The organism is Ciceribacter sichuanensis, assembly GCF_024055605.1.
Lineage (GTDB): Bacteria > Pseudomonadota > Alphaproteobacteria > Rhizobiales > Rhizobiaceae > Allorhizobium > Allorhizobium sichuanense.
The window spans coordinates 1-22,819 of record NZ_JAMXLX010000013.1; the positions used below are offsets into that span (position 1 = coordinate 1).

A 22,819-nucleotide genomic window follows, 5' to 3' on the forward strand; every position below is an offset into this window, starting at 1 on the left:
CCGGCCTGATGCTCCTTCAGAATACCGATGATCTGCTCGTCGCTGAAACGGGAACGCTTCATTCTCTGTCTCCTTCTCCGGAGAACAGACTAACCTCAAACCGAGGACATTCCAGGGGAGCAGGTCAGTGGGGATGCCGCGCAGGACAAAGAGGTCAGAAAGCACGTCGATGACATCGACGGCCTTCAGCTTTCTCTCGACCCTTATGGCGATGCATTCCCGTGTGAACTCGTCGATCACATTGAGCATGCGGATTTTCCTGCCGTTGTGTGTGCGGTCCTCGACGAAGTCGTAGGACCAGACATGGTTCGGGTATTCCGGTCGAAGCCGGACGCATGAGCTGTCGTTCAACCACAGCCGACCGCGTTTGGGTTGCTTGTGCGGCACTTTCAGCCCCTCCTGTCGCCAGATACGCTCGACCCGTTTGACGTTCACGATCCAGCCAGCCTGGTGTAGCATCGCGGTGATGCGGCGATAGCCATAGCGGCCGTACTGGAGAGCGAGCGCCGTGATGTCAGCGGTCAACGCCTTCTCATCATCCAGGGGCCTGGCGATCTTGCGCTGCGTGGAACGATGCTGTCCGAGAACCCGACATGCCCGTCTCTCGGACACGCCCAGTTCCTCAATGACATGATCCACGCAAGCGCGGCGACGGGTGGGGCTCAGAAGTTTCCCTTGGCGGCCTCGGCCAGGATCATCTTGTCCAAAGTGAGATCGGAAACAGCACGCCGCAGCCGGGCATTCTCTGCCTCAAGTTCCTTCAAGCGCTTAACCTGATCGCCCTTCAGGCCGCCGTATTCGGCTCGCCAGCGATAGTATGTAACTTCCGTCACGCCTATCGACCGGATTGCCTCCGACATCGACTTGCCCTGTGCATTCAGCACGTCAACCTGACGGAGCTTGGTGACGATCTCTTCTGCCTTGTGTCTTTTCCCTGCCATTTCAATGTCCTTCCTCGGCTCATAAGCCATACTTCAAGAAGGATCACTTTTCAGGGGCAGACCAAAATCCGTGCTCACCGGATTGTGGTCCGAGATCAACGGTGCGGCTGACCTGCGACTGAACTTTCATCCGGCGGCGATTAGAGCCTCGGATGAAAGTTCAGTCGCAGGTCAGCATCAGTCGGATACAGAGACCAATTGCCGCGCTGGCAGGAGACGTCCTATCAGCATGATGAGGCCTTCGGTCGCTACAGCCATATCCGCGTGGCAAGACGCTCGGCGGCTGCTCCTCGATCAACGGCATGATCTACGTGCGCGGGGATGAACGCAGATTTCCGCGTTTTCCTCATGAGGCCACCAGTGATCAGTTCTTTTCCGAAGAGCAGTTCGAAGCCTATCGGGCGCTCGGGTTTCATGCGGTGGATCGGGCTCTTACACACGCAGATGAGACCGTCCCTTGGAGAACTCTTATGGATCGACTCCTATTCGATCTCGCAAAGAAATGAGCGCTGCGAAGGCCGCAGCGTAAGGGTTCAAATACCCCTAGAACGTGTTTTATTCGATGCGACATGTATTGCATTCCGTGTAAGTATGCGTATTCTGCATCATTAGAAAAACTCCGGATTATAGCTGGTTACCCAAGCAATGTTGTGTACTTGTAACCAAGTACGCTCGCGAGTTACGAGCTAATGGCGTCCGCGTAACAAAAGACGTTCTCTTCCTATCCAATTATTTGTGTGGCATCGCATACAGAGCATGGTGATGGGAGAATCGTAAGATCGCCATCTGAAGCTCCATGGAAATAAACAGACCACTTTCACCGCTGTGATCATCAGCGATGCAGTGCTTCAAGACAATTTTTGGGGGAATACAGATGTCCTATCGAGATGACTTCTCGAATGCGGCTGGTTGGTCTGCGGCCGATGTCAGCATTCGACTTAACAACAGCGCTGGGCGTGGATTTTTGTCCTTTCTCAAGCAGAGCGGCGTCGACACGCTCATCCGGTACTATGCAAGTTCAGCCCGTCCGAAAACGATCACCGCCGAAGAGGCGAAGTTCCTTTCTAAGGAAGGATTTGGCATTCTGCCGGTCTTTCAGGACAGCAGCCGCGATATTTCCAACTTTACGCGTCAGGCTGGAAAGGCAAACGCAAAAAGCGCCATGGATTTCGCCAAGCGCGTTGGTCAGCCAAAGGGCAGGGGCAGCACCATCCTCTTTGCGGTTGATGCTGACTACAGCACTGCTGAAATCGACGGCCCGATCGTCGACTATTTCACTGCGGTCAAAAACGAGATTGATGGCGCCTTCGCGATTGGTGCGTATGGAAGCGGAGCAGTCCTTTCCAAACTTGTAGCTGAAAGGCTGATCACAGTTCCCTGGATGTCAATGTCTCGGCTCTTTCTGGGAACCGAGCAATATTTCTACTCGAATCGTTGGTCGATGCGTCAGATCCCGCCCGAGGTGACGCACCAGGCTTCTGGTGTCGGCTACGACCGTAATGTCGTGAGGGTTCGGCGCGAAGAACTGGGTGTGTTTCAGGTGGATGAAGCCGGGGAGGGCCTTCTGGCTTGGGACACTGATATTGATGCAACGTTGGGCGGTCACATGGATGCGGCTGCAATCGAGCATGCCATCGGTCCTCAGAAACGGGTCACGACGGAAGGTCTACGTCTTCGAACCTCTCCAAACGGCGAGATTATTCGCGACCTGACGATCGGCGAAAACGTTACGGACCTTGGCGAAGCCTCTGAAGATGGTTGGCGTAAAATCAAGGCAGGGACAGACGAAGGCGTCGCGTTCGGGAAATATTTACGGTCCCCGGGACGCCCTGAGGTGGAGGCTCTTCTGACGGCCGCCATTGGCGAATGGGTGCGGTTTGAGAAAGGACGGGCCAACGAGGCATCGGATCCCTTCTATAAATACGTCCGCGAAATGTGGGCAGCCATCGGTGAGCCATACGATGGCCGTAGCAAATATCCGAATGGCGAAGAAGTCCCTTGGTCTGCGGCATTTATCTCTTGGGTCGTCCGCAAAGCCGGACCTGCCTATGCGAATTTCCAGTTTGCGGCCAGCCACTCGGTCTTCGTCAATAATGCGATCAAGGCGCGTGTGACAGGCCGCCAGGACAAACCCTACTGGGGCTTTCGCATCACCGAGGAAAAGCCGGAGTTGGGAGACATCATCCAGCGGAATCGTAGCGGGCGGACGTTCAGCTACTCCTACGCGGAAAACCACGCGGAATACATCAGCCATTCCGACATCGTGGTGGAGGTCACGCCTGACGTGGTTCGAGTGATCGGCGGCAATGTCGGCGATACCGTGTCGTTCGGCGGCGAGATCCAGGAATATGAACTGGACGGCAACGGCTTCATCAAACCGGGGCAGAAAGTTATCGCGCTTTTGAAGAACCGCGCCGGCTTGATCGGATGACCAGGCAGACGTCGACGTCCATGAGGCCGTTGCTGTGGCCGACGCGGTGCGTGGTCGAGCGGCAAACACATGAATGCAGCAATCTGGTTCAATCAGGGGAAGTCGATGTTTGAACGACGTGTAGGTTTAGGGGTAGGTGTCATCATTGTCTTCTTCGTCATGTATCTCGTGATACGTGACAGGCCTTTCGACCCCTCCTTGTTTCTATTGGTCAGGATAATTCTGTCTTTCGCGATCGGAGCACTTGTCGCCACCGTGCCGGGTTTTCTCGGTGTTACGCTTAATGGTCCAGGCATTGCTATCCGCGCCGGGGGCGGTATCGCGGCATTTGCTCTGACTTTCTTCTTTTCTCCAGGGACCATAACCTCGCTGCAGCCGCCCGCTGGGCAACTGTCTATGGACCCCCTCAAGGTGATCGATTTCCGGACCTTGGCAGATCCGGGGAAAACCGAAGAAGAGCGCCGAGCCTCGCAGATGGCCGTGACATTTCCAGTCGTCTTCAGGAATTCAGTAGACCCTGCCAAAACTGTAACTGTTGAAGCCACGGACGTGGAATTTACGTTTGGGGGTGAGGTGTACAGCTACCATTGGCGTGACTTTGTGAAAATGCATGAAGAAAACTTTGGGAAATGGCTGGGCAAGGAAGATGACGCTGCTCCCTTCGCGTTGCCTGCCGGACAGGTTATCTACAAAGAGATTCTACATGTTCCCAAGTCTGCTGAAATCGCGACATGGGGGACCTTCATCGACGCCGTCAACCGCATCAAACCAAAAGAAATTGAGGTGACGTTTGAAGCCGATTCCAACTCGGGGACGATAAGATCTGTTTGCCGTGCACAGATGGCGGCTAGGGTGAAGGAAATTGGCGATTTTATCGCAACATCAAAGACAATACCCGGCCGGATAACCACATTGTGCGGGGTGCTTTAAATGCGAAAGCTCTTCTATTTAAGTATCCTGCTGCTGATGATGACGGGAAGTGCCGTACACGCCGACGACAAGGAGAATGTCTTCAAAACGTTCCCAGGATTGGCAGAATTTTATAAAAAGCATCAGTCGTCGGAAAGCATCACGATACTTGCGTGTCCGCCGGGTGTCGCAAAAAAAGATTTCGCTAGCAACACCACGCCGTGTGGCCCCACCGGCACGCCGACCGTTCCAATCGGAGGTGGGACCCCGGTTTCGCCCTGTTCCGCTGCGGGTGCCTGTGGCCCCGGGGTAGGCTTCGAAGGCGGCCTCGAGAAGCCTTCGTTGGAATTGTGGAGAATGGACGCAGTTCCCTCTCAATAACGATGCTGACGGGATATGAACGCCCGCGCGCGATTGCTAAATCGTTCTTCATTTTTCAGGGAGACGGCGTGACCTATTGCAATCGCAAGGTCTGCAAAAGCTGCACGCTACGCCCTGCCTGCACTGCTAAAACCTATCGGGGGATCATCCGGCTTGAGAATGAAGCCGTACTCGACCGTATGGCGGCGCGGCTCACCGCTCGACCCGAGGTGCTCGACCGGCGGCGTGAGAGTGTCGAGCACCCGTTCGGCACCATCAAACAATGGATGAATCAGGGAGCGTTTCTGATGCGCCGACTGGCAAACGTTCGAGGGGCGTTCAGCCTGACCGCGCTCGCCTACAACATCAAAAGAGCTATCACCATCATCGGCGTTCCGAGCCTGATTGCGGCTGCCAGGGCGTGAGATGACCACTTCTCGTCGAAAACGCGACCCTGCCGCGCTCCATAGGCCTGAGATCCCTTCTGATGGCTTGTTGCCTACGATCAGCGATGAACAGAAGCAGAGTGTCCGCAACGATCTCGCGACGGGCATGAGCGTTTCGGCGATAGCAAGGAAATTCGCGACCAGCCGGCAGACCATCATGCGCCTCCCCGACGAAGGTTCACGATCGGTTCGGCCTTAGCGTGTCTGGGGGAACAGTTCTTGTTCTGACCCCTGAACACTCAGAGACGCAAATAATAGTGTTGAACTCTCCCTATGGTTGATGATTATATGCCGCGACATCAGAGATCGGCTGTGAAGTCAGCCTGAAGTTTCATCCGGTGATTTTGCAGCTGGGGGGCTGAGACGTGGCTGATATCGCAGGTTTGCTTGTCAAGGTAGCTGGGGATGGTACTGCGTTCACGGCGAACAAACGAACTCTCGGAGTAAAAGCCGGTTCGGTCGAACCGATCTTGAGCATGCCTCCCCAGCCGGCCGCTGGTATGGCGGCCCAGGCGGGGCAAGGTGCCACGTGGCTAAAGCTCGGTGCAGATTTCAGGAACTCGCAGAATCCATGGGATGATGCCCATGCCGTCGTCGATCGCGGTTCGGCCTTTGCCGTCGCAGGCGGAGCGCAGATGCTGGCCATCGAACCCGATCTGGTCCAGCAGTGGGACTACAAAGACGCGAATGGCGACCGCGGCATGGCGGCGAGCGCCAGCCCTGTCTGCGTTTTCGACGATCAGGACGACAGCGGCCGAAAGGCGGTCAAAAAGGGAGTAGTCGCCTGGAATGCCGGCGCAGCCTTCAGCCAGTTCGACGCGGCGCGCCATAAGGTTGGCAACAAGCAGGAAAGGATCATCGTTGCTCACCTCGACACGGGCTTTGATCCGAAACATCAGACCCGGCCCGTGGGGATCGTAGATAAAGCGCTCTGGCGTAATTTCGTCGATGACGGCCACGGCCCAAACGATGCGATTGATCATGCGCCCGCCGGGACGTTGAGCAATCGCGGGCACGGTACCGGAACACTCAGCCTGCTGGCGGGTAACAGGCTGGATGGCACCTCACCGGGCTGGCCGGGCTTTTCCGACTATGTCGGCGGCGCTCCGCTCGTGCAAATCATTCCAGTGCGGGTGGCGAACTGGGTCGTGCGCTTCAGTACGTCGACACTCGTGCAGGGTTTCGACTATGCTCGCCAGCAGGGCGCCCATGTGCTTTCCATGAGCATGGGTGGAGTGTCCTCGGCAGCCCTCGTCGACGCTGTCAATCTTGCCTACGAGCACGGCGTGGTCATGGTCACCGCTGCAGGTAACAACTATGCTTATAGGCCGTCGCCGAAGAGCATCGTTTTCCCGGCCCGCTACCAGCGTGTTCTGGCGGCCTGCGGTGTGATGAGCGATGGTCGCTCCTATTCGGGCCTCGCATCCGGAACGATGCAGGGCAACTATGGTCCCGACAGCAAGATGGCAACGGCGTTGGGAGCCTTTACGCCGAACGTTCCCTGGGCAGAAATTGATTGCGGCAAGATTGTCGACATGGACGGCGCCGGCACCTCGGCCGCGACGCCACAGATTGCCGCCGCCGCCGCCTTGTGGCTGGCCGAACACTGGGACACGGTGAAGAACTATCCGGAGCCATGGATGCGCGTCGAGGCCGTTCGCCACGCGCTGTTCTCCCGAGCCCTGAAATCCACCGCCAAAATGAACGCGCAGGAAGTTCTGGAGAAAGTCGGCCAGGGCGTCCTGCGGGCGGAAGACGCGCTTGCCGTCTTGCCGCTGGCCGCGAACAAGCTGAAGAAACTGAAACTTGCGACCGATTCCTGGAGCTGGCTCAACCTCCTGATCGGTGGTGGCGTCAGTCTGGCGCCGGAAGGACCGCAAGCGCGGCAGAAACAGCGTATGCTCGCACTTGAGCTGACACAGATGGCGCAGCGTGTCGCTTCTGTCGATCAGGCGATCTCCGATCCAGATGCGGATCCGGCACAAATACCAGCCGCTGCCCGCAATCGTTATCTGGAGGCCGCCCTTGACGAGGGCAATCCCTCCAAGCCCCTGCGAGCTGTACTGGAGGCTGCTCTTGGCCGAGCCGCAGTGGCCACGGCGGCTGTTTCAGCTCCGCCTACGGCGCTGCCGATCGCACGCAAGCCTCGGGCGGTCTCCCCGCCGGCACGACGGCTACGCGTTTATGCGCTCGATCCGGCGGTCGGCAAGAAACTCGAATCGGTTGCAGTTCACCAGGCGACTCTTTCGGTACCGTGGGATGATGACCGGCCGGACGGGTCGCTCATGCCGGGTCCGGTCGGTGAGTACATCGAAGTGGTCGATGTCGATCCGGCTTCGAACCGTGTCTATGATCCCGTCGATCTCAACGACAAGCGTCTGCTTGCCCAAGATGGTCTTACTCCCTCGGAAGGCAACCCGCAATTCCACCAGCAGATGGTCTATGCCGTGGCCATGACGACGATCGGTCACTTTGAGCGGGCACTGGGGCGTCGAGCTCTCTGGGCACCGCGTTATGCCAGCTATATCGGGCGCGATGGCGACAGGAAGTCGAAGGGCTATGAAGTGCCGCGACTGCGCATCTATCCGCATGGGCTGCGCATGGAAAATGCCTATTACAGCCCGGACAAGAAAGCCTTGCTGTTTGGCTATTTTCCGGCCGATAGCGGCGGCGAGGACACCACCGCGCCGGGATCCATGGTCTTCTCCTGCTTATCCTTCGATATCATCGCCCATGAAACCTCGCATGCACTGCTCGATGGTCTGCATCGCCGTTTCCAGGAGGCTTCCAATCCGGACGTGCCTGCGTTTCACGAAGGGTTTGCCGATATCGTTGCGTTGTTCCAGCACTTCACCATGAAGGAACTTGTCAGCTTCGAAATCGCGCGAACGCGTGGCAATCTTTCGGCCGTTAATCTCCTGTCGGGTCTCGCCCTTCAGTTTGGGGAAGGGAGCGGTCGATCCGGCCCTCTGCGCGATTATGCCAAACCGAAGATGGCAGAGCTCGACTATGAAAAGACCTTTGAACCGCATGACAGAGGCTCGATCCTCGTCTTTGCGGTCTACGATGCCTTCCAGGCAATCGTCGCGCGGCGAACGGAAAGTCTCATACAGCTCGCGACAGGCGGCAGTGGCATCTTGCCAGCCGGTGCTTTGCATCCGGGGCTTGTCGAACGTCTGACGGACGACATCGTCAAGACTGCGCGCAGCATGCTCGACATGTGTATTCGAGCTCTAGATTATTGCCCCGCAGTCGATATTACGTTTGGTGAGTATCTCAGGGCCGTGATCACGGCTGATTTAGATGTCTTTCCAGAAGACACCTACAATTATCGTTTGGCCTTCATGGATTCCTTCCGGAAATGGAAACTGTTGCCGCGTGACGTGCGAACCGTTTCGGAGGAAACTTTGACGTGGGATACGCCAGCGGTTGCCACGCCATGGTTAGAAAATATCCTGAAAGGGATAGATCTCGGCTGGGATCGTAAGCTAACCCGATCAAAAATATTCGAATTCAACGAAAGCAACCGTTGGAAGATGTGGACGGGATTGAAGAGTGTTCTGCTGGAGAACCCGGCGATCCACGCACATTTCGGTTTGTTGCCCGACCTGCCGCGTTACCGGGACGACGGTACATTGCTCAAGAAACCCGATAACGGCGGCACGACGTTCGATGTCTATGGCGTGCGGCCAACGCGCCGCGTCGAGCCGGACGGATCGTTTCGCACCGAGGTGATCGTCACGATCCAGCAGCGTGTTCCACTGAGACCGGACGGAACGATGGCGATGGAAGGCGTGAATACTGGCGAGGAATTCCTCTGGTTTCGCGGAGGCGCCACGGTGATAATCGATCCGCGCAAGGGGCAGGAGGAAATCCGTTACGCAATCATCAAGAATACGGGAAGCGATGCGCGCCAGAAGCGGCAGGCGAAAGCGGCTAGAGCCCATTACATGTCGCCGCTGAGAGCTCTGTATTTCGGTGAAACTAAGTCCGAGCCGTTCGCGATGCTACACGCAGATCATGGGGGACACGACCATGGCTAAGGCACCCGCAAAGCCAAGAAAAAGGACATCGGCAGCCGCAAACGCGACAGCATCGGCGTCCGTGGTGAACAGCGCTCTTCCCGCGATCACCGTTCGCCACTACTGCCAGGGCATAGGTGACAGCCATCTCCTGACATTTCGCAAGTCCGACGGCTCCCTGTTTCGGATGCTGATAGACTGCGGTGTTCACACCTCTGTTACCGGCGGTGGAGATCTCATTCGGGATATCGCTGCCGATATAAAGAAGGAGACAGGCGGAAAGATCGACGTCCTGGTAGTGACGCACGAACACTGGGATCACGTTTCCGGTTTTACCAGTGCGGCGGAGGTCTTCGACAAAAACAAATTCGCCGTCGACGAAGTCTGGATGGCCTGGAGCGAGAACCCGAAGGATCCCGATGCTATCGCATTTGACAGGTTCAAGACCCAGGCCCTCGCTGCTCTGCAGGGCGCGAGCGCCAAATTGGACGCGGTCAAGGGCATGGACAGCTACCTGGGTGGCCTCCGTGATGGCTTGAATTCGGTGCTGGGGTTCCAATTCGGAGCTACGGGCGAGAAAGTTCGGGCCGCGCGGGACGCCGCCGCCGCGCTTTCGAAAAGGCAGCCGCCTGTCTACATGGGGCCGGAGACTGCGCCATTCTCGATCCCCGGCCTGCCGAACATTCGCATCTACGTGTTTGGCCCGCCACGTAGCAAGGACGCACTGAAGCTGGAGACCAAGGCGAGCGAGCAATATCCGCTGGCTGCCGACAGTGCCCCTCTATTCCTGAAGCCCTTGCGTGCCGCGCTGGATGCCAACAATGCTGATAGCGCCGCCTATCCTGCAGATTATGCGTGCCCTTTTGACCCGCATATCGGGACTCCGCTTTCAGAAATCCTGGCCGGGTCGGTGGACGGAGAGACATCCGATTTTGTTCGAAGGCATTACTCGGAAAGCTTACCGACGCCGGGTGCCAAGCCCAGGATCGATGATGAAACGGTGAGGGACCAGTCCTGGCGCCGGATTGATGCAGACTGGCTGGGCATTGCCGCTGACCTCGCCATGCAGCTCGATCGCGGTGTCAACAACACCAGCCTCGTGCTGGCATTCGAAATGATCGACAGCGGACGGGTCTTCCTGTTTCCTGGCGATGCCCAGATCGGAAACTGGTTGAGCTGGATGGATTCCAAGTGGACGGTCGATCAGGCCGAAGTACACGCAGCCGACCTGATGGCGCGCACGGTCTATCTCAAGGTTTCCCATCACGGCAGCGAAAACGCGACGCCGGACAAGAACGGACTTGGTCTGATGACCAATCCCGACCTTTCGGCATTCATCCCGACGAACAAGAACGATGCGGTGAAAGTCCGTTGGGGCGCGATGCCCTACGATGCCATCCTACAGGCCCTCACAACCAAAACCGGCGGCCGCGTTATCCGCGCTGACGACGCATGGCTGGCAACTGTCAATGGTAAGCCTGATTTCGCCTATCCTTCCGGATCTATTCTTGACGTCCGCAGTGCCGTCCGCGACCAGAAGCGCGAACCTGGCGGGCTTTGGGTCGAGGTTGATCTCGCTTAGGTTCCGGTGGGCTAGTGTCGGCTCAGACGTTGGGCCGTCACTGAAGGTCCTTGGCAGCCATCGCTCCGACCAATGTCGGACATAAAGGGAGTTGAAATGCCGACCGTGAAGGTTTTTGTGCGACCGAACTGGAACGACATCTGCCCGGTGCAGGCCGGGAGGACTTATGAACTGTCGGCAATGGGGACCTGGTGGGACTGGTTCGTCCCGTGTGGACCAGATGGTTATGAGGGGAAACTTCTCGAGCCCGTCGCACACCTGAAGCGGTCACCGTCTGATCGATGGTTCCGCCTTATGGGCGCAGTAGACCGCGCTGATGATAGTCTCTTTGCGATCGGCAGTCGTAAAACGTGGACGCCAACACGGGACGGCATGCTTTGTTGTGTGGTGAACGATATTCCTGCAATGCATTGGAATAACTGGGGTTCAATAACTTTGTCAGTCAGTATGGTCAGGCAATCCTGAGAGGCGGATTTGCCGCCGATCGTACAGAGGGAAGTAATCAAGCCGTGCTGGCTTTTCGCGGTGATCAGCGAGCCTAGGCCAAGGCCGGGTAAGATTTGGAGCAGAGCGCATTATGGCGTTTTAGCACCAGCAGTAAATCGAAGGTCTCCAGTTCCTCAGGCGGCAGCTCACGATCCTGCGTGGAGCACGGGTTTCGAGAGACTGCCCGCCAAGTAATTCAAAAAAGGGTATTTCATTAAGTGGTGAACCGGATGATTGCAATTCGCGACGATTAAGATAGCCATTGCGGGTATCGAAGTTCACATAACTCGGAATTATATGAAACGGTAACAGGCAATTGAGCGACTACGACAATCATGTGGTGTAAAATTTAGCAATCACTCTTTGTGTCAAAGAGTTTGGAAGCGATGGTTTGACTCCGTTCAATTCCAATCGTTCGTTGTCAATTTTTGTGGCGCGTCACTCCCGGGATGGCCTATAGGAACTGCGACCATCAGACTTGGCCTTGGTCCTTTCCTCGTCGCTCCAAGTCTCTATGCCTTGCAGCACCAGGGTTGATTTCACGCACCATGTTTGCCTGCAGGAAAAATAGTGACTACGACCGAGAGCTTATCGTCCGAAATCTATGCCATTGCCGACATTCATGGACGCGCCGACCTTCTTGAAGCCATGCTTGGCTACATCGCAGCTGCCTCGGATGATCATCAATCCAAGCCGGTCGTGATCTTTCTGGGCGACCTGATCGACCGCGGCCCTGACAGTCCGAAGGTACTTGATCAGGTTTGCTCGACACTCGACCTTTATCCAGGGTCCCGGCTGGTTCTTGGCAACCATGATTTTTACTTGCGTGAACTCCTTCGCGGCACTCATCACTGATGAGGACGCCGTCAACTGGTTGGACTGGGGAGGCGTCGCAACGGTGAGCGCCTACTCCAGTCGCCCGGTCCCTGATTTTGAGAACATCGCCGCCGATATCCGCCGCGTTTTCCCACGCCACGCGGAGTTGCTGGAAAACGCGCTGACATTCAAGGAGATCGGGCGCTTCTGTTTTGTTCATGCTGGAATACGCCCCGGCGTTCAACTCGCAAGGCAAACCGAATACGATTTGCGCTGGATCAGGGCGGGATTTCTCGATCATATCGACGGCTTCGGCCATGTCGTTTTGCACGGTCACACGATCACCAAGTCTCTGTGGCCCGAAGTCTACTCAAATCGCATAGCATTGGATACCGGAGCGTATCGAACCGGCAGGCTGAGCGCCGCGGTCGTCAGGCGTGATGCGCTTTCACACTTCGTATGCACCGAACTGACCGAGACCGGTGCGATCCACGTTGGTGAGTGGCAGCCCGATTAATGGAGAGGGGGACCAATTTCCATGGTTTCCAGAAAGCGCGTTGCGCCAGAAAATCTCAGAGAGATCAGAAGGCGCTTGGATCATGAAGACGTGCCAGTGGTTCAGATCCCTTCAAGAGCTTAAGCCTCCTCGCTATTTAAAGGCCCTCTGAGGCTACATCTCTGGGTTTGACCTCGTGGTCGTCGCAAAGGCTAATGGCAATGCCTTGGAGAGCCCCATAGTCGAGCCGCTCCCGAACGGTGACCATCGTCATCAGGTCCCATGAGAGATGATTGTCGAAGCGTGCGACATTCGGCCGGGCCACCCCGGTCATCAGGGCGTCGATCGTCGGCACGTCGCCCGCTGACCACCGCTCGAGGCATTGACTGGCGCCTTCGGGATCACAGTCCTGGAGTTCGAGGGAGTGCTGGTACTGCGCGGTCCGGAAATCACGCGAGAGGAAGGCGAGAGCGAGGGTGGTCAACTTCCTGGTCCCGATCCAGGGCAGAACCAGAGCACCATCGGCGTATGGCAGGATCGATCGCGTGGCCAGCCCAAGTTCACCAAAACACGCCCGGGCGCTGCCCAACATTTCCGCAGCGACGCGATCAATGTATGCGTACTGCTCGCTACTTTGGAGCACTCGTTTCATCTCCAGCACTATGCGATCGTGCAATCCACCGACATTCCCGCTGAAGCGCGGCGGCTTGCCGCCCCGGGTCGGTTTCACGGTTATGATCCGAGTGGCGTCGTCCACCTCGAGGACCTGCCAGCGCCGTCCGGCGAAAATCAGCGTCTCCCCCGACCTGATCGCCGATTCCAGCGGGTAGGTGCCCAGCGTTCTGGCGTCATGCATGATCCGGTATTCCCGCTCCGTCGAGAACACCGGGTAGAAGTCGTGCGCCTCGGTGATCCTTTCCCCGAACTCCCCGATCATCAGCAAGCCCTCGGTCGACTGTTCGATGAGCTTATTTTCTTCGGACGCCATACAGCGTAGAAGATCGGCGAATGTCGTGCGGTCCACCGACTTGAAGGGACCTCGGTCGCATAGCACTTTCCACGCGGTCTGCAGTGAAACTCCCCCATTCTGAAGTATTAGGGCGAGGACTTGGTGAAGGAGTGTCGAAAGGTGAACGCCTGTCGGCGCAGGCGGCTCGCACCAGCCGTCCTTGAGGCACTCGATCATGGCGATCGATTGGACAAGCCCGAGGTTCAGGCGCTCGAGCGGATGCTGTCCGCGGCCCGGATTTCGCTCGATGACGAACATCCGCATGACGGCCGGCCGTCCGGCCCTTCGTCCCGAACGGCCAAGGCGCTGCCTGAGTGACGACACTGAAAAGCCCGGCCCAATCTGGGCAACGGATTCCACGTCGCCGATATCGATGCCGAGTTCCAATGTCGTCGTCGCGACGGCCGTCGTAGGCCGCGGATCATCGCGGAGCCTAAGCTCGACATCCTCACGTTCTGCCTTGGAAAGGCTGCCGTGATGAGGGAAGAACTCGTTCGGGACCCGGTTCTCCTCGCACATAAGACGGAGCCGATCCGCGTAGAGCTCGACCCGTTCTCGAGACCCGCCGAACAAAAGGTTCCGGTGCCCGCGCAGGAAACGGAAGAGGTCGTTGGCTAGGCGCTCCGGGATGCCGTGCCGCTCGTCTGTCTCTGTACCGGGCGGCGTTTCCGCGACCTCTTCGCTGTCATCCTTGGAGATCTCTTCCTTATCGTAGTACCCTCGGATCTGTAATTTGAGCCCGTTCCCTTCGTCGTTCCCTTCGATGACCGCGACGTTCGCGCCGCCGGCAGGACGCAGCGCGTCGGCGGCCAGCCGCATATCACCAAGCGTCGCCGAAAGGCCGACGCGGTCGATCCGCTCCCGACCGCACTCGATCTCGATCCGATTGAGGATGGACTGAAGCTGCATGCCCCGCTCGGTCCCGATGAAGGCGTGGAGCTCGTCGATGACTATGGCCTCCAGCGAGGAGAACAGGAAGCGTACTTCCTTGCCCCGGCGGACGAGGAGCGCCTCCAGCGATTCCGGCGTGATCAGTACGACCCCGCTCGGGTTCTTACGCGCCCGCGACTTGGCGTCGGCCGACACGTCGCCGTGCCATTTATGCAGCGGGATGTCGCAGGCCCCGCAAAGCGGCTCGAGCCGACGGTACTGGTCGTTGATGAGCGCCTTGAGCGGGCTGACGTAGAGAATACGGAAGCCGTCCCGCCCTTGGCCGTCGAGGACGCGGGTCAACAGCGGCAGGATCGCGGCTTCAGTCTTTCCAGCAGCCGTGCGGGCGGATACGACGACGTCGCCGCCCGCGAGAACGGCAGGTATCGCCTTCTCCTGAACGTCCCTCAGCCGCTGCCACTTCTGTGCCCAGATCCAGCGCCGGATCGGTTGGCTGAGACGCTCAAAGGCGGAGGGTTGCAAGCTCGTCGTCCCCGTCGTCGGCGTCTGCAGAGATTTCCGCCTCGTCAGCGCCCTGGCGATCCTCGCTCACTTCGACACGGGTCAGCAGGTCGTTCCACCTGACGTCGGGATTCTGCGCGAGGATCGCAAGAAGGTCCACGAACGCCTTCACGGTGTTCCGAGGCGTGCGGAAGTAGGCGTCGCCGATGGTGTTCGAGCAGTGCTCCATGAAGGCGACGAGTGCCTCGTCCGGGACCAGATGTTTCTCCGGGTCACCGCCCGCAAATACGTCGCGGAGCCTTTCCAGCAGGTGGAAGAGTTCTTCCGGGGTGAGGCTCGGCAGGTTGATGACAGGCCCCGAATAGTCGGCGAGACCGTTCACAGCAAAGCTGTTTTCGGCAAGCCTGCTCTGCAGCGCTTCGTAGGAGTAGAGACCCCGGCGGGTGTCGAGCAGGAACTCCGGCGTTCCGCCGAGGATGAAGCCGATGCCTTCGGTAGTCCCCTGGAGCACGTCGTTCAGGATGCGGAGGATCTGCTCATAGTTCTGCTTCCGAGCCTGGGCGCTTTGCAGCTTGTAGAGATTTACCAGTTCATCGAGGCAGACGATCATCCCGCCGAACCCGGCGACGCGGACGAACCCCGCCAGAAGTCGCAGGCCGTCGTAGAAGGACGCGTCGTCGAGGATTGTCCTGACACCGAGATCCTGTCGCGCCTCTGTCTTGGTGGTGTATTCGCCGCGGAGCCAGCGGAGGGCGGCGTCCTGAAGGGTGCTGTTGCCGTCTTCGTATCCGCGGGCGTAAGCGGCGACCACGGTCGCGAAGTCGTAACCCGCCGCCATCTCGCGGATGTCACCGAGGCCGTCCTTGACCGCCGTCTCGATCGGCACGCCCGTCGCACCCGCTTTCTCGGTCGCCTTCTGGATATAGCTTTCGAGAATGTTGCGCAGAGCGCCGCCGTCGGGCGCAGTGCGGGTGGAAAGGCTTCGCGCCAGCTCGGCATAGAGCGAGCGGGCCTGGCCATTGGTCGCGTGGATGCGTCGGTCGGGTGACAAGTCGGCCTGGCAGACAGCCAGCTTGCTCTGGAGGGCGATCTGTCGGACGAGGAATAGGAAGAACGTCTTGCCAGCCCCGTATGCGCCGATCACGAAACGTATGCTCGATCCGCCTTCGCCCACCCGGCGTATGTCACGAATGAGCGCGTCGATCTCGCGCTGACGTCCGACCTGGATGTGCTGTAGGCCGAGCCTCGGGACGACACCCGCCCGGAGCGCGCTGATGATTGTGTCGCGGTCACGCGGCTTGATGGCGGGTGGCTTGGTGGTCATGCGGGCATGCCTTCTTTGATAGCTGATGGGCTTGTCGGAGGTGTGGGAAGCAGATGGCTGTTGATGTCCAGTTCATCGTCGCCTTCGATCATGAGTTCGTCGAAACGGTCGAGCGCCCAGTCGTTGATTGCTTCCTTCGCCGCGCCAGGCATCAGGGAAGCGTCTCGGGCCAGATGTTCGAAATCGTCTTTCGACCAGCTTGCGCGCTGAAGGATTTCCGACAGGAAAGCCCCGTATCGCTGTTCGAGGCCTTCGAAGAGCTCGCTTTGCGTGGCTTCTACCGGGGTCTCGAGGACCACAGCGACGGCTTCTTCCTTTTCGTCGACGAAAATGTCGGCGAGGACGTTCGAGGTAACCCGTGTTGCCGAGCGGATGCTCTGAAGTCTCGAAAGGTCGATGCGTGTCGGTGAAGGGGAAGGCGCGATTTTCGAGGAGGGGGCGGAAGGCGCCGATGTGGGCCCGGCTGTGTGCGTCGCGCTGTTTCCCGCGTGAAGACGCTCGTAGAGAGACTTCTGGTCGATCCCCATCCTTTTGAAGATCGCCTCGAGTTTCCTGACCTCGTCGGCGTGCAGGTCGCCGTCGGCGGAAGCGAGCGCGACCAGTTCGGCGGCGACAGCGTCCCGGGCGCGTTCGGGGACGTCTTTCAGACGTTTGAGCCAGTCATCTAGGCGCGCGGGGTCCTTTTCGTTCAGCCGGATTTCTGCTTCCAACCTCCGCTTTTCATCTCCGGACAGGTCTGTGGAGGTCGCAATCCGGTCAAGAAGCGCCTTTCGCTCCAGTTCGTGGAAATCGCCGTCGGCATGTCCGACGACCATGCCCAGCATCGTCGAGAGCTGTTGGGTACGGTAGGCGTCGGTTGCCACCGCGGGGAGGGGGGCCGAGATCGGAAACAGGATCGCCGTGTCATCACCTGCCGACGTCTTCACGGCAAACGCCGGATCGAAGGTCGCGCCGATTCCGAAACCGGAAAGGGTCTGGCTTAGATCGCGGAGCTTGGCCTTGCCGGGGATGGGGCCCATCTCAATGCCTATCTGCTCGGCGAGACGGTCAATACGTGTTTCGGAGGATTGGTCGGCGAGACGTCGGAGGCCCGCCAGGGGATCGCCCGGCAAACTCGCGGCGGCCGTTATCCGCAGAGCCTCGGGGAGCTTGGATATGGCGAGCAAATTCGGCTGCAGACCGGGGAGACGTCCAAGAGTGCGGCTGTAATCATCGAGCTGCTCCATGCAGTCGTTGAAGACCCGTCGCGCTATCCGGATCGGTTCTTCCCGGTCGGTGATGTCCGGAATGTCTCCGCCGAGGACCTTGATTTCGAGATTGAAGCTTCCGCTGCAGGCCTGGTACTGCTTCTTGAGCTTCTTTGTCCGTCCGGCCCTCGACCGGTAGCCCGCCGGATAGAGCTTCGCGAATTCCAGAAGGTAGAGTTCCCGCAACAGGGAGGGAACGCGCTTGGCAGGCGTGCGGACGCTGGTCTCCGGATGGGTCAGCGCGAACCGAAGCATGAGATCAGCCTCGATCGGGCGTTCGTCCCGGACCCGGATACCGAGGGCGATCTTGACCGCAGCGGGGACCTCATAGCCGTTAGGTTCGACCCTGGCGAGAAACTGGGCGGAGGGCTCACCGCTCCTGAGCTCGGCTGCGGTCAGTAACTCCGTGGCATAACGGTTGAAGGAGCCGTTATGGCCGTAAACATCGAGAAGTCGTCTAACCTCCGCCAGCACGGCGGCTGTATCGGACGCATCGACGTCGAGGAGCAGCCGCCGTTCGAGGCCGTAGAAGTAGAGGAAGACGTAACCGATGTAGTCGTCTGGATTCGACCTGCCGCCTGCCAACCATTCCAGATAGGACCTTCTGGCTTCCGGGGACATCCCGCCATATGATGGCCAGTATCCCATGGACACACCCGCCGGATCGCGGCCTCTTCCCACGGTTAGCGCCGGATTGACCAGACAGTTCTCATTTTCGTTCAGCCTTCCCTGCTTACCGAGGAAGCCGCCAAGGTAGAACATGCCGCCCGAGATCGCGACGGAAGCGACGGTGACGGACTTCCCCGGCGATATCCACTCGGCTCCGGCCGTTCTAGTGGCAGAGGCCTCTGTCTTAGGGGGAGGGGATACTACCTTTGCTCGATGGAAGTTCAGCAGGGTGCCCGTCTGGGAGGGTATCGGCGGGTGGATCACGCCAGTCTTCTGCCCCCGCTCGGTAATATAGGTCAGGTCGTCATTTTCGCCATCGGACAGGGATTTCGGTTTGGAGGCGTTAGCCTTGATCCAGTCGGTGACGTTCCTGTTGTGCGCGTCCATCGACGCCGCCCGGTCCCGAGACGGGGAGGCGGTTCGTGTGGTCGTCGACTGCTCCGTTAGAACCCGGAAAGCGTCCTTGTCCCATATCAGCTCTCCCGTGGTGTCGCTGTCAGTAGCCGTGGGCATGCCGTTGGCGCTAGCGGCCTGCCGCTTTCGCTTCCGTCTCCTCCAGAACAGTACGACACCGCCGACGGCCAGACCGACAAACGCCAAGCTCCAGGACGCGTTCTCGCCATCGGACGGAGCCGCCGATGACCGGGGAGCGACGGCATCACCCGAACTTTCGGTCGTCAGCGGGACGCTGTCGGCCTGCCGCGTACTCTGAGGCTGCTGCGAAGGCGTGGCGGTTTCGACGGCCTTTACTTCGGCGGTGGGTTCGATAGTGCTGGAAGCGGAGCCGCCAATAGGACCTAGCGGTTTGGTTTCGACTTCCGGGACCTTTGTCAATGGCGTTACGTTTTCCGACGCCGAGCCAGTAACAGCGGGCTTTTGATCTTTTATCGCCGGAGGCGTCGGAAAAAGGCGGTCGATTGTCGCCTGGTCCGCCGCGCCGGTGGGCGGTAGGCCGTTTGCCGTCTGATACGCCTGCAATGCCGCGATCGACCTCTTGCCCCATATGCCATCGGCGACACCCGGCTTGAAGCCCTTGTCAACCAAAGCTTCCTGGATATCACGAATCGACCGCTCGGCTGCCTGGACCGAGGCGGCGGTCAGCAGGCTTAGCAAACCCGCAGCAATAACCAGAACAACAATCGGCCGGAACTTCACGAAAACCTCACCCCGAAGTGGATATCTACTATACACGGGGAGCTTGCATGGCCAAGAGCTTGTTTACATTCGCGGTCTTGAGATCATGTATTCGATCCTCAACCGACCTCTCCGTGGAAGGACTCCCACCGCTGCCGTAACTGCATCCGGCCAGATATCCGGTGTGGAGCCACGCTTTAAAGCCTTTTTGACCACCGGGATTCCCACAATGCCTTGGGCGGTCTGTAAACCGATCGCCGCGACGACTTCCCCATTTTTTCAAGGCTTCTGCGATGAACCCGTGTTGCCCGGGGGAATTATTATGAACGAACAAGACACCAGCCACTGTGTCCCTCTTCCAATCACCTCAACCATTTCGCGAAAAATATTCCAAAACTCGGAATGAATGCAAGAACCGCTTGACTTTCGTTCTCCATATTCGCTTGTATCAAAAAATGCATTTTAAAAACGATTATCGGTAAAGTTGTCCATATTTTGAGTATGTAGGCAGGAATTTTGATGCGCCGGGCTTTCGCTGGGGTTGCCGTGTTTTCCGGCATAATGAATCTGCTCGGTCTGGCTGGACCAATGTTCATGCTGGAAGTCTACGACCGGGTGATTCCGAGTAGAAGCGGCGCGACGCTCGTCGCGCTCCTGCTGTTGGTTGCCGGTCTGTGTGCATTCGCGGGATTTCTCGATATCGTCCGCGGCCGCGCCCTGAGCCGGATCGCAGGGATATTCGATGCAAGGTTTTCGCATCGGGTTAGCACCATTATTGCCAGCGCTCCGTTGCGAATGCGCATCGCAGGCGATGTTCTCAAGCCGGCTCACGATGCCGAACAAATCAGAGCGTTCCTGACTGGCCCCGGTCCTTCAGCTCTTCTGGACCTTCCCTGGATGCCGATTTATCTGGCGATCAGTTTTTTTCTGCATCCATTGATCGGCAGTCTGGCGACGGGAACAATGGCCTTGCTGGTGGTCCTGACCTTTGCCTCGGATCTTCTCAATCGCCGGAACACAAGCGGTATTGTCGACGCGATGTCGAACCGAAACCGCTTCGGCGAAGCGATGGGCCAGAATGCTGAAGCGATCGCGGCAATGGGGATGCTTCCGGAAATCAACGTTCGCTGGAGTGAGGCGCATGGTCGTGTGGCGGAACTGCAGCGCAAGACAGGTGATACCGCCGCTTTCTTTGCCGGCCTTTCCAGAACCCTCCGCCAGATGGTGCAATCCGGTTCGCTGGCGCTTGGGGCATGGCTCGTCATCACGGGGGATATGACAGGCGGCAGCATTGTTGCCGCGTCCATCATCGTCGCTCGATCGCTGCAGCCAATCGAACAGATTATCGGCAACTGGCGCAACATGATTTCAGCACGGGCAGCATGGCGGCGACTTCAGCAGGTGCTTAAGCTCTTTCCGGAGGAAAGGGACCGCACCACTCTCCCCGTACCCTCCAGCAGTCTGACCGTCGAAGGATTGTCTATCGGACCACCCGGCGAACGCCAACGATTAACAGTCCATAATATCAACTTCCGTGCGAATGCTGGAGACGTGATCGGCATTGTTGGACCGAGTGCATCGGGAAAGTCTTCACTTGTACGCGCAATTACCGGCGTCTGGCCTTCATTGCGTGGACGTGTTTGCCTCGACGGAGCATCGCTCGACCAATGGCCGGCTCACGCGCGTGGACGGCACATCGGATACATGCCGCAAAGCTTCGACCTTTTCCCCGACACGATTGCCCAGAACATCGCCCGGCTGGACCGTGGCGCTCCCCATGAGGAGATCGTTGCGGCGGCACGGGCTGCCGGCGTCCATGACATGATCGTGTCTCTGCCCGATGGATACGAAACGCAGATCGGCGACGGCGGCGTCAATCTATCGGCGGGCCAGCGCCAACGTGTGGCACTCGCCCGCGCTCTTTATGGAAATCCGTTCCTTGTGGTTCTGGATGAACCGAATTCCAATCTCGACACCGAAGGAGACCGGGCCCTTGCCGATGCGGTTGCCAGTCTCAGGGAGCAAGGCAGGATCGTTATGATCGTCACCCATCGAAACAGCATCCTGTCCTCCGTCGACTTTCTGCTTGTGATGGAACGCGGTACCGTCAAGGCTTTTGGCCCAAGGGAGGTTGTGCTTTCCCGCCTTCGGGATCGCCCCTCCGACCGAATCAAGCCCGCGCGTTCTGCTGCCGCTCCCGAACTAACGGTCATCGACGGCGAGGGGCCTAGCCATGATCGCTGACGAACTGCCAATGCTTGCGAAATCCCTTCGCAGGAATCTTTTCGCCGGGGTGGCGGGGATCCTTGCGGTGTTCGGTGGCATCGGCAGTTGGGCCGCAACAGCCGAACTTTCGGGCGCGGTGATCTCATCAGGTGTCCTTGTCGTCGAGGGGAATACCAAGAAGGTTCAACATCCGGATGGCGGCATTATCGCTGAACTTCTGGTTCAGGAAGGGCAATTGGTAACCGTTGGCGAGACGGTTGTTCGGATGGACGATACTGCGATCCGCGCGAGCCTTCAGGCGGTAGAAAAGAATATCGCGCAGCTCCTCGCCAGACAGGCTCGGCTGGAGGCCGAGCGTGATGCAGTACCGATAGTGACCCTCTCCGAGGAACTGCGGAACCGCCTGGGTGCCGATAGCGTCAATGCAGTCATGGCCAGCGAGCGCCGGCTGTTCCTTGATCGCCGGGCCTCACGTGAAGGCCAGAAGGCACAACTGGCCGAGCAGATCCAGCAGTTGCAAGAACAGATCAGCGGCCTTGAGATCCAGCATCAGGCGAAAGCAGACGAGATCAGCCTGATCGAGAAGGAGTTGCGTGGAAAGCGGCAGTTGTATGAGATTGGTGCCATCACCCTAAACCAGGTCAACACGCTCGACCGTAGTGCCACACGACTTGTTGGCGAACGCGGTCAGGTGATTGCCTCTATCGCCATATCAAAAGGCAGGATCGCCGAGCTCGAGCTTCAGATCCTGCAAGTGGATCAGGATCTGCGGACGGAGGTGGCAGCCGAATTGCGCGATGTCGCCAATCAACTTGCCACGCTCGCCGAGGATGAGGTGAAAGCACGCCACCAACTGAGGCATTCGATAATCAATGCGCCAATTTCCGGTGCGGTGCACATGCTGTCGATCCACACGGTCGGCGGCGTGGTCACGGCGGCCGAGACCCTGATGGAGATCGTCCCGCAGGACACAACGCTATTGATCGAAGCCCGCGTGTCACCACAGGACATCGACCAGATCGCTATCGGTCAGCCCGCGACCCTGAGGCTGACAGCCTTCAATCGCAATACCACGCCGGAACTGACGGGTCAGGTCATCCGCGTCTCTGCTGATCTCGAAACTGATCAGAAGACCGGCGCCAGCTTCTTCCGTGTCGGAATAGCGATCACCGATGAGGCGCTTGCGCAGCTTCCGGGCGGCCTCTCGCTTGTCCCCGGCATGCCGGTTGAAACCTATATCGCGACGGGCACCCGCTCCGTCGCGTCCTATTTCCTGAAGCCGATCCGCGACCATGCGAACCGCGTCTTCAGGGAAGACTGAGCAATGAC

13 protein-coding genes and 2 pseudogenes are annotated in these 22,819 nt (G+C 58.5%); 11 read left to right on the forward strand and 4 right to left on the reverse strand.

The genetic code is table 11. The features are described from left to right. Positions 1-129: 129 nt before the first annotated feature. Positions 130-941, reverse strand: a pseudogene (locus NBH21_RS24360) (IS3 family transposase); the annotation flags it as partial. 242 nt (positions 942-1,183) lie between these two features. Here NBH21_RS24360 and NBH21_RS26300 point away from each other — a divergent pair. The 9 genes and pseudogenes from NBH21_RS26300 to NBH21_RS24410 all read left to right on the forward strand — a co-directional run. Beyond that, positions 1,184-1,276 (forward strand): annotated as a pseudogene (locus NBH21_RS26300) (GMC family oxidoreductase N-terminal domain-containing protein); the annotation flags it as partial. 539 nt (positions 1,277-1,815) lie between these two features. Next, positions 1,816-3,372 (forward strand): DUF2272 domain-containing protein, encoded by a 1,557-nt coding sequence (locus NBH21_RS24375; RefSeq protein WP_250913204.1) that lies wholly within the window; start codon positions 1,816-1,818, stop codon positions 3,370-3,372. 105 nt (positions 3,373-3,477) lie between these two features. After that, positions 3,478-4,302, forward strand: coding sequence for a hypothetical protein (locus tag NBH21_RS24380; RefSeq protein WP_250913205.1), 825 nt, complete (start codon positions 3,478-3,480; stop codon positions 4,300-4,302). After that, a complete protein-coding gene (locus tag NBH21_RS24385; protein WP_250913206.1) occupies positions 4,303-4,662 on the forward strand; it encodes a hypothetical protein in 360 nt (119 codons plus the stop codon). A gap of 2 nt (positions 4,663-4,664) precedes the next feature. Continuing rightward, positions 4,665-5,066, forward strand: coding sequence for a transposase (locus NBH21_RS24390; protein WP_250913207.1), 402 nt, complete (start codon positions 4,665-4,667; stop codon positions 5,064-5,066). A gap of 386 nt (positions 5,067-5,452) precedes the next feature. Continuing rightward, positions 5,453-9,130 carry a S8 family serine peptidase gene (locus tag NBH21_RS24395; RefSeq protein ID WP_250913208.1) on the forward strand — a complete coding sequence of 1,226 codons (3,678 nt, stop codon included), beginning with the start codon at positions 5,453-5,455 and terminating at the stop codon, positions 9,128-9,130. Next, complete coding sequence (locus NBH21_RS24400; protein ID WP_250913209.1) at positions 9,123-10,691, forward strand: MBL fold metallo-hydrolase; 1,569 nt, start codon at positions 9,123-9,125, stop codon at positions 10,689-10,691. The genes NBH21_RS24395 and NBH21_RS24400 overlap by 8 nt, the downstream gene beginning before the upstream one ends. Positions 10,692-11,747: 1,056 nt before the next feature. Beyond that, positions 11,748-12,032 carry a metallophosphoesterase gene (locus tag NBH21_RS24405; RefSeq protein ID WP_250913210.1) on the forward strand — a complete coding sequence of 95 codons (285 nt, stop codon included), beginning with the start codon at positions 11,748-11,750 and terminating at the stop codon, positions 12,030-12,032. Then, entirely contained in the window at positions 11,980-12,510 is a 531-nt protein-coding gene (locus NBH21_RS24410) for a hypothetical protein (protein WP_250913211.1), read from the forward strand. Before NBH21_RS24405 ends, NBH21_RS24410 begins: the two co-directional genes overlap by 53 nt. A gap of 136 nt (positions 12,511-12,646) precedes the next feature. Here the strand turns inward: NBH21_RS24410 and NBH21_RS24415 are convergent, their stop codons facing one another. From NBH21_RS24415 to NBH21_RS24425, 3 genes are read right to left on the reverse strand one after another with little or no spacing between them, the layout of a single operon-like run. Then, positions 12,647-14,911: a DEAD/DEAH box helicase gene (locus NBH21_RS24415; RefSeq protein ID WP_250913212.1), complete on the reverse strand. Its 2,265-nt coding sequence runs from the start codon at positions 14,909-14,911 to the stop codon at positions 12,647-12,649. Next, positions 14,892-16,214: an ATP-binding protein gene (locus tag NBH21_RS24420; RefSeq protein WP_250913213.1), complete on the reverse strand. Its 1,323-nt coding sequence runs from the start codon at positions 16,212-16,214 to the stop codon at positions 14,892-14,894. The genes NBH21_RS24415 and NBH21_RS24420 overlap by 20 nt, the downstream gene beginning before the upstream one ends. Then, the gene (locus NBH21_RS24425; RefSeq protein WP_250913214.1) at positions 16,211-19,285 is read right to left on the reverse strand and encodes a TerB N-terminal domain-containing protein; all 3,075 of its coding nucleotides are present in this window, start codon (positions 19,283-19,285) and stop codon (positions 16,211-16,213) included. The genes NBH21_RS24420 and NBH21_RS24425 overlap by 4 nt, the downstream gene beginning before the upstream one ends. 498 nt (positions 19,286-19,783) lie before the next feature. Between NBH21_RS24425 and NBH21_RS24430 the strand changes: the two genes are divergently transcribed. Next, the gene (locus tag NBH21_RS24430) at positions 19,784-21,508 is read left to right on the forward strand and encodes a type I secretion system permease/ATPase (protein ID WP_252759591.1); all 1,725 of its coding nucleotides are present in this window, start codon (positions 19,784-19,786) and stop codon (positions 21,506-21,508) included. After that, positions 21,498-22,811 carry an HlyD family type I secretion periplasmic adaptor subunit gene (locus tag NBH21_RS24435; RefSeq protein WP_250913215.1) on the forward strand — a complete coding sequence of 438 codons (1,314 nt, stop codon included), beginning with the start codon at positions 21,498-21,500 and terminating at the stop codon, positions 22,809-22,811. Before NBH21_RS24430 ends, NBH21_RS24435 begins: the two co-directional genes overlap by 11 nt. The last annotated feature ends 8 nt before the right edge of the window (positions 22,812-22,819 follow it).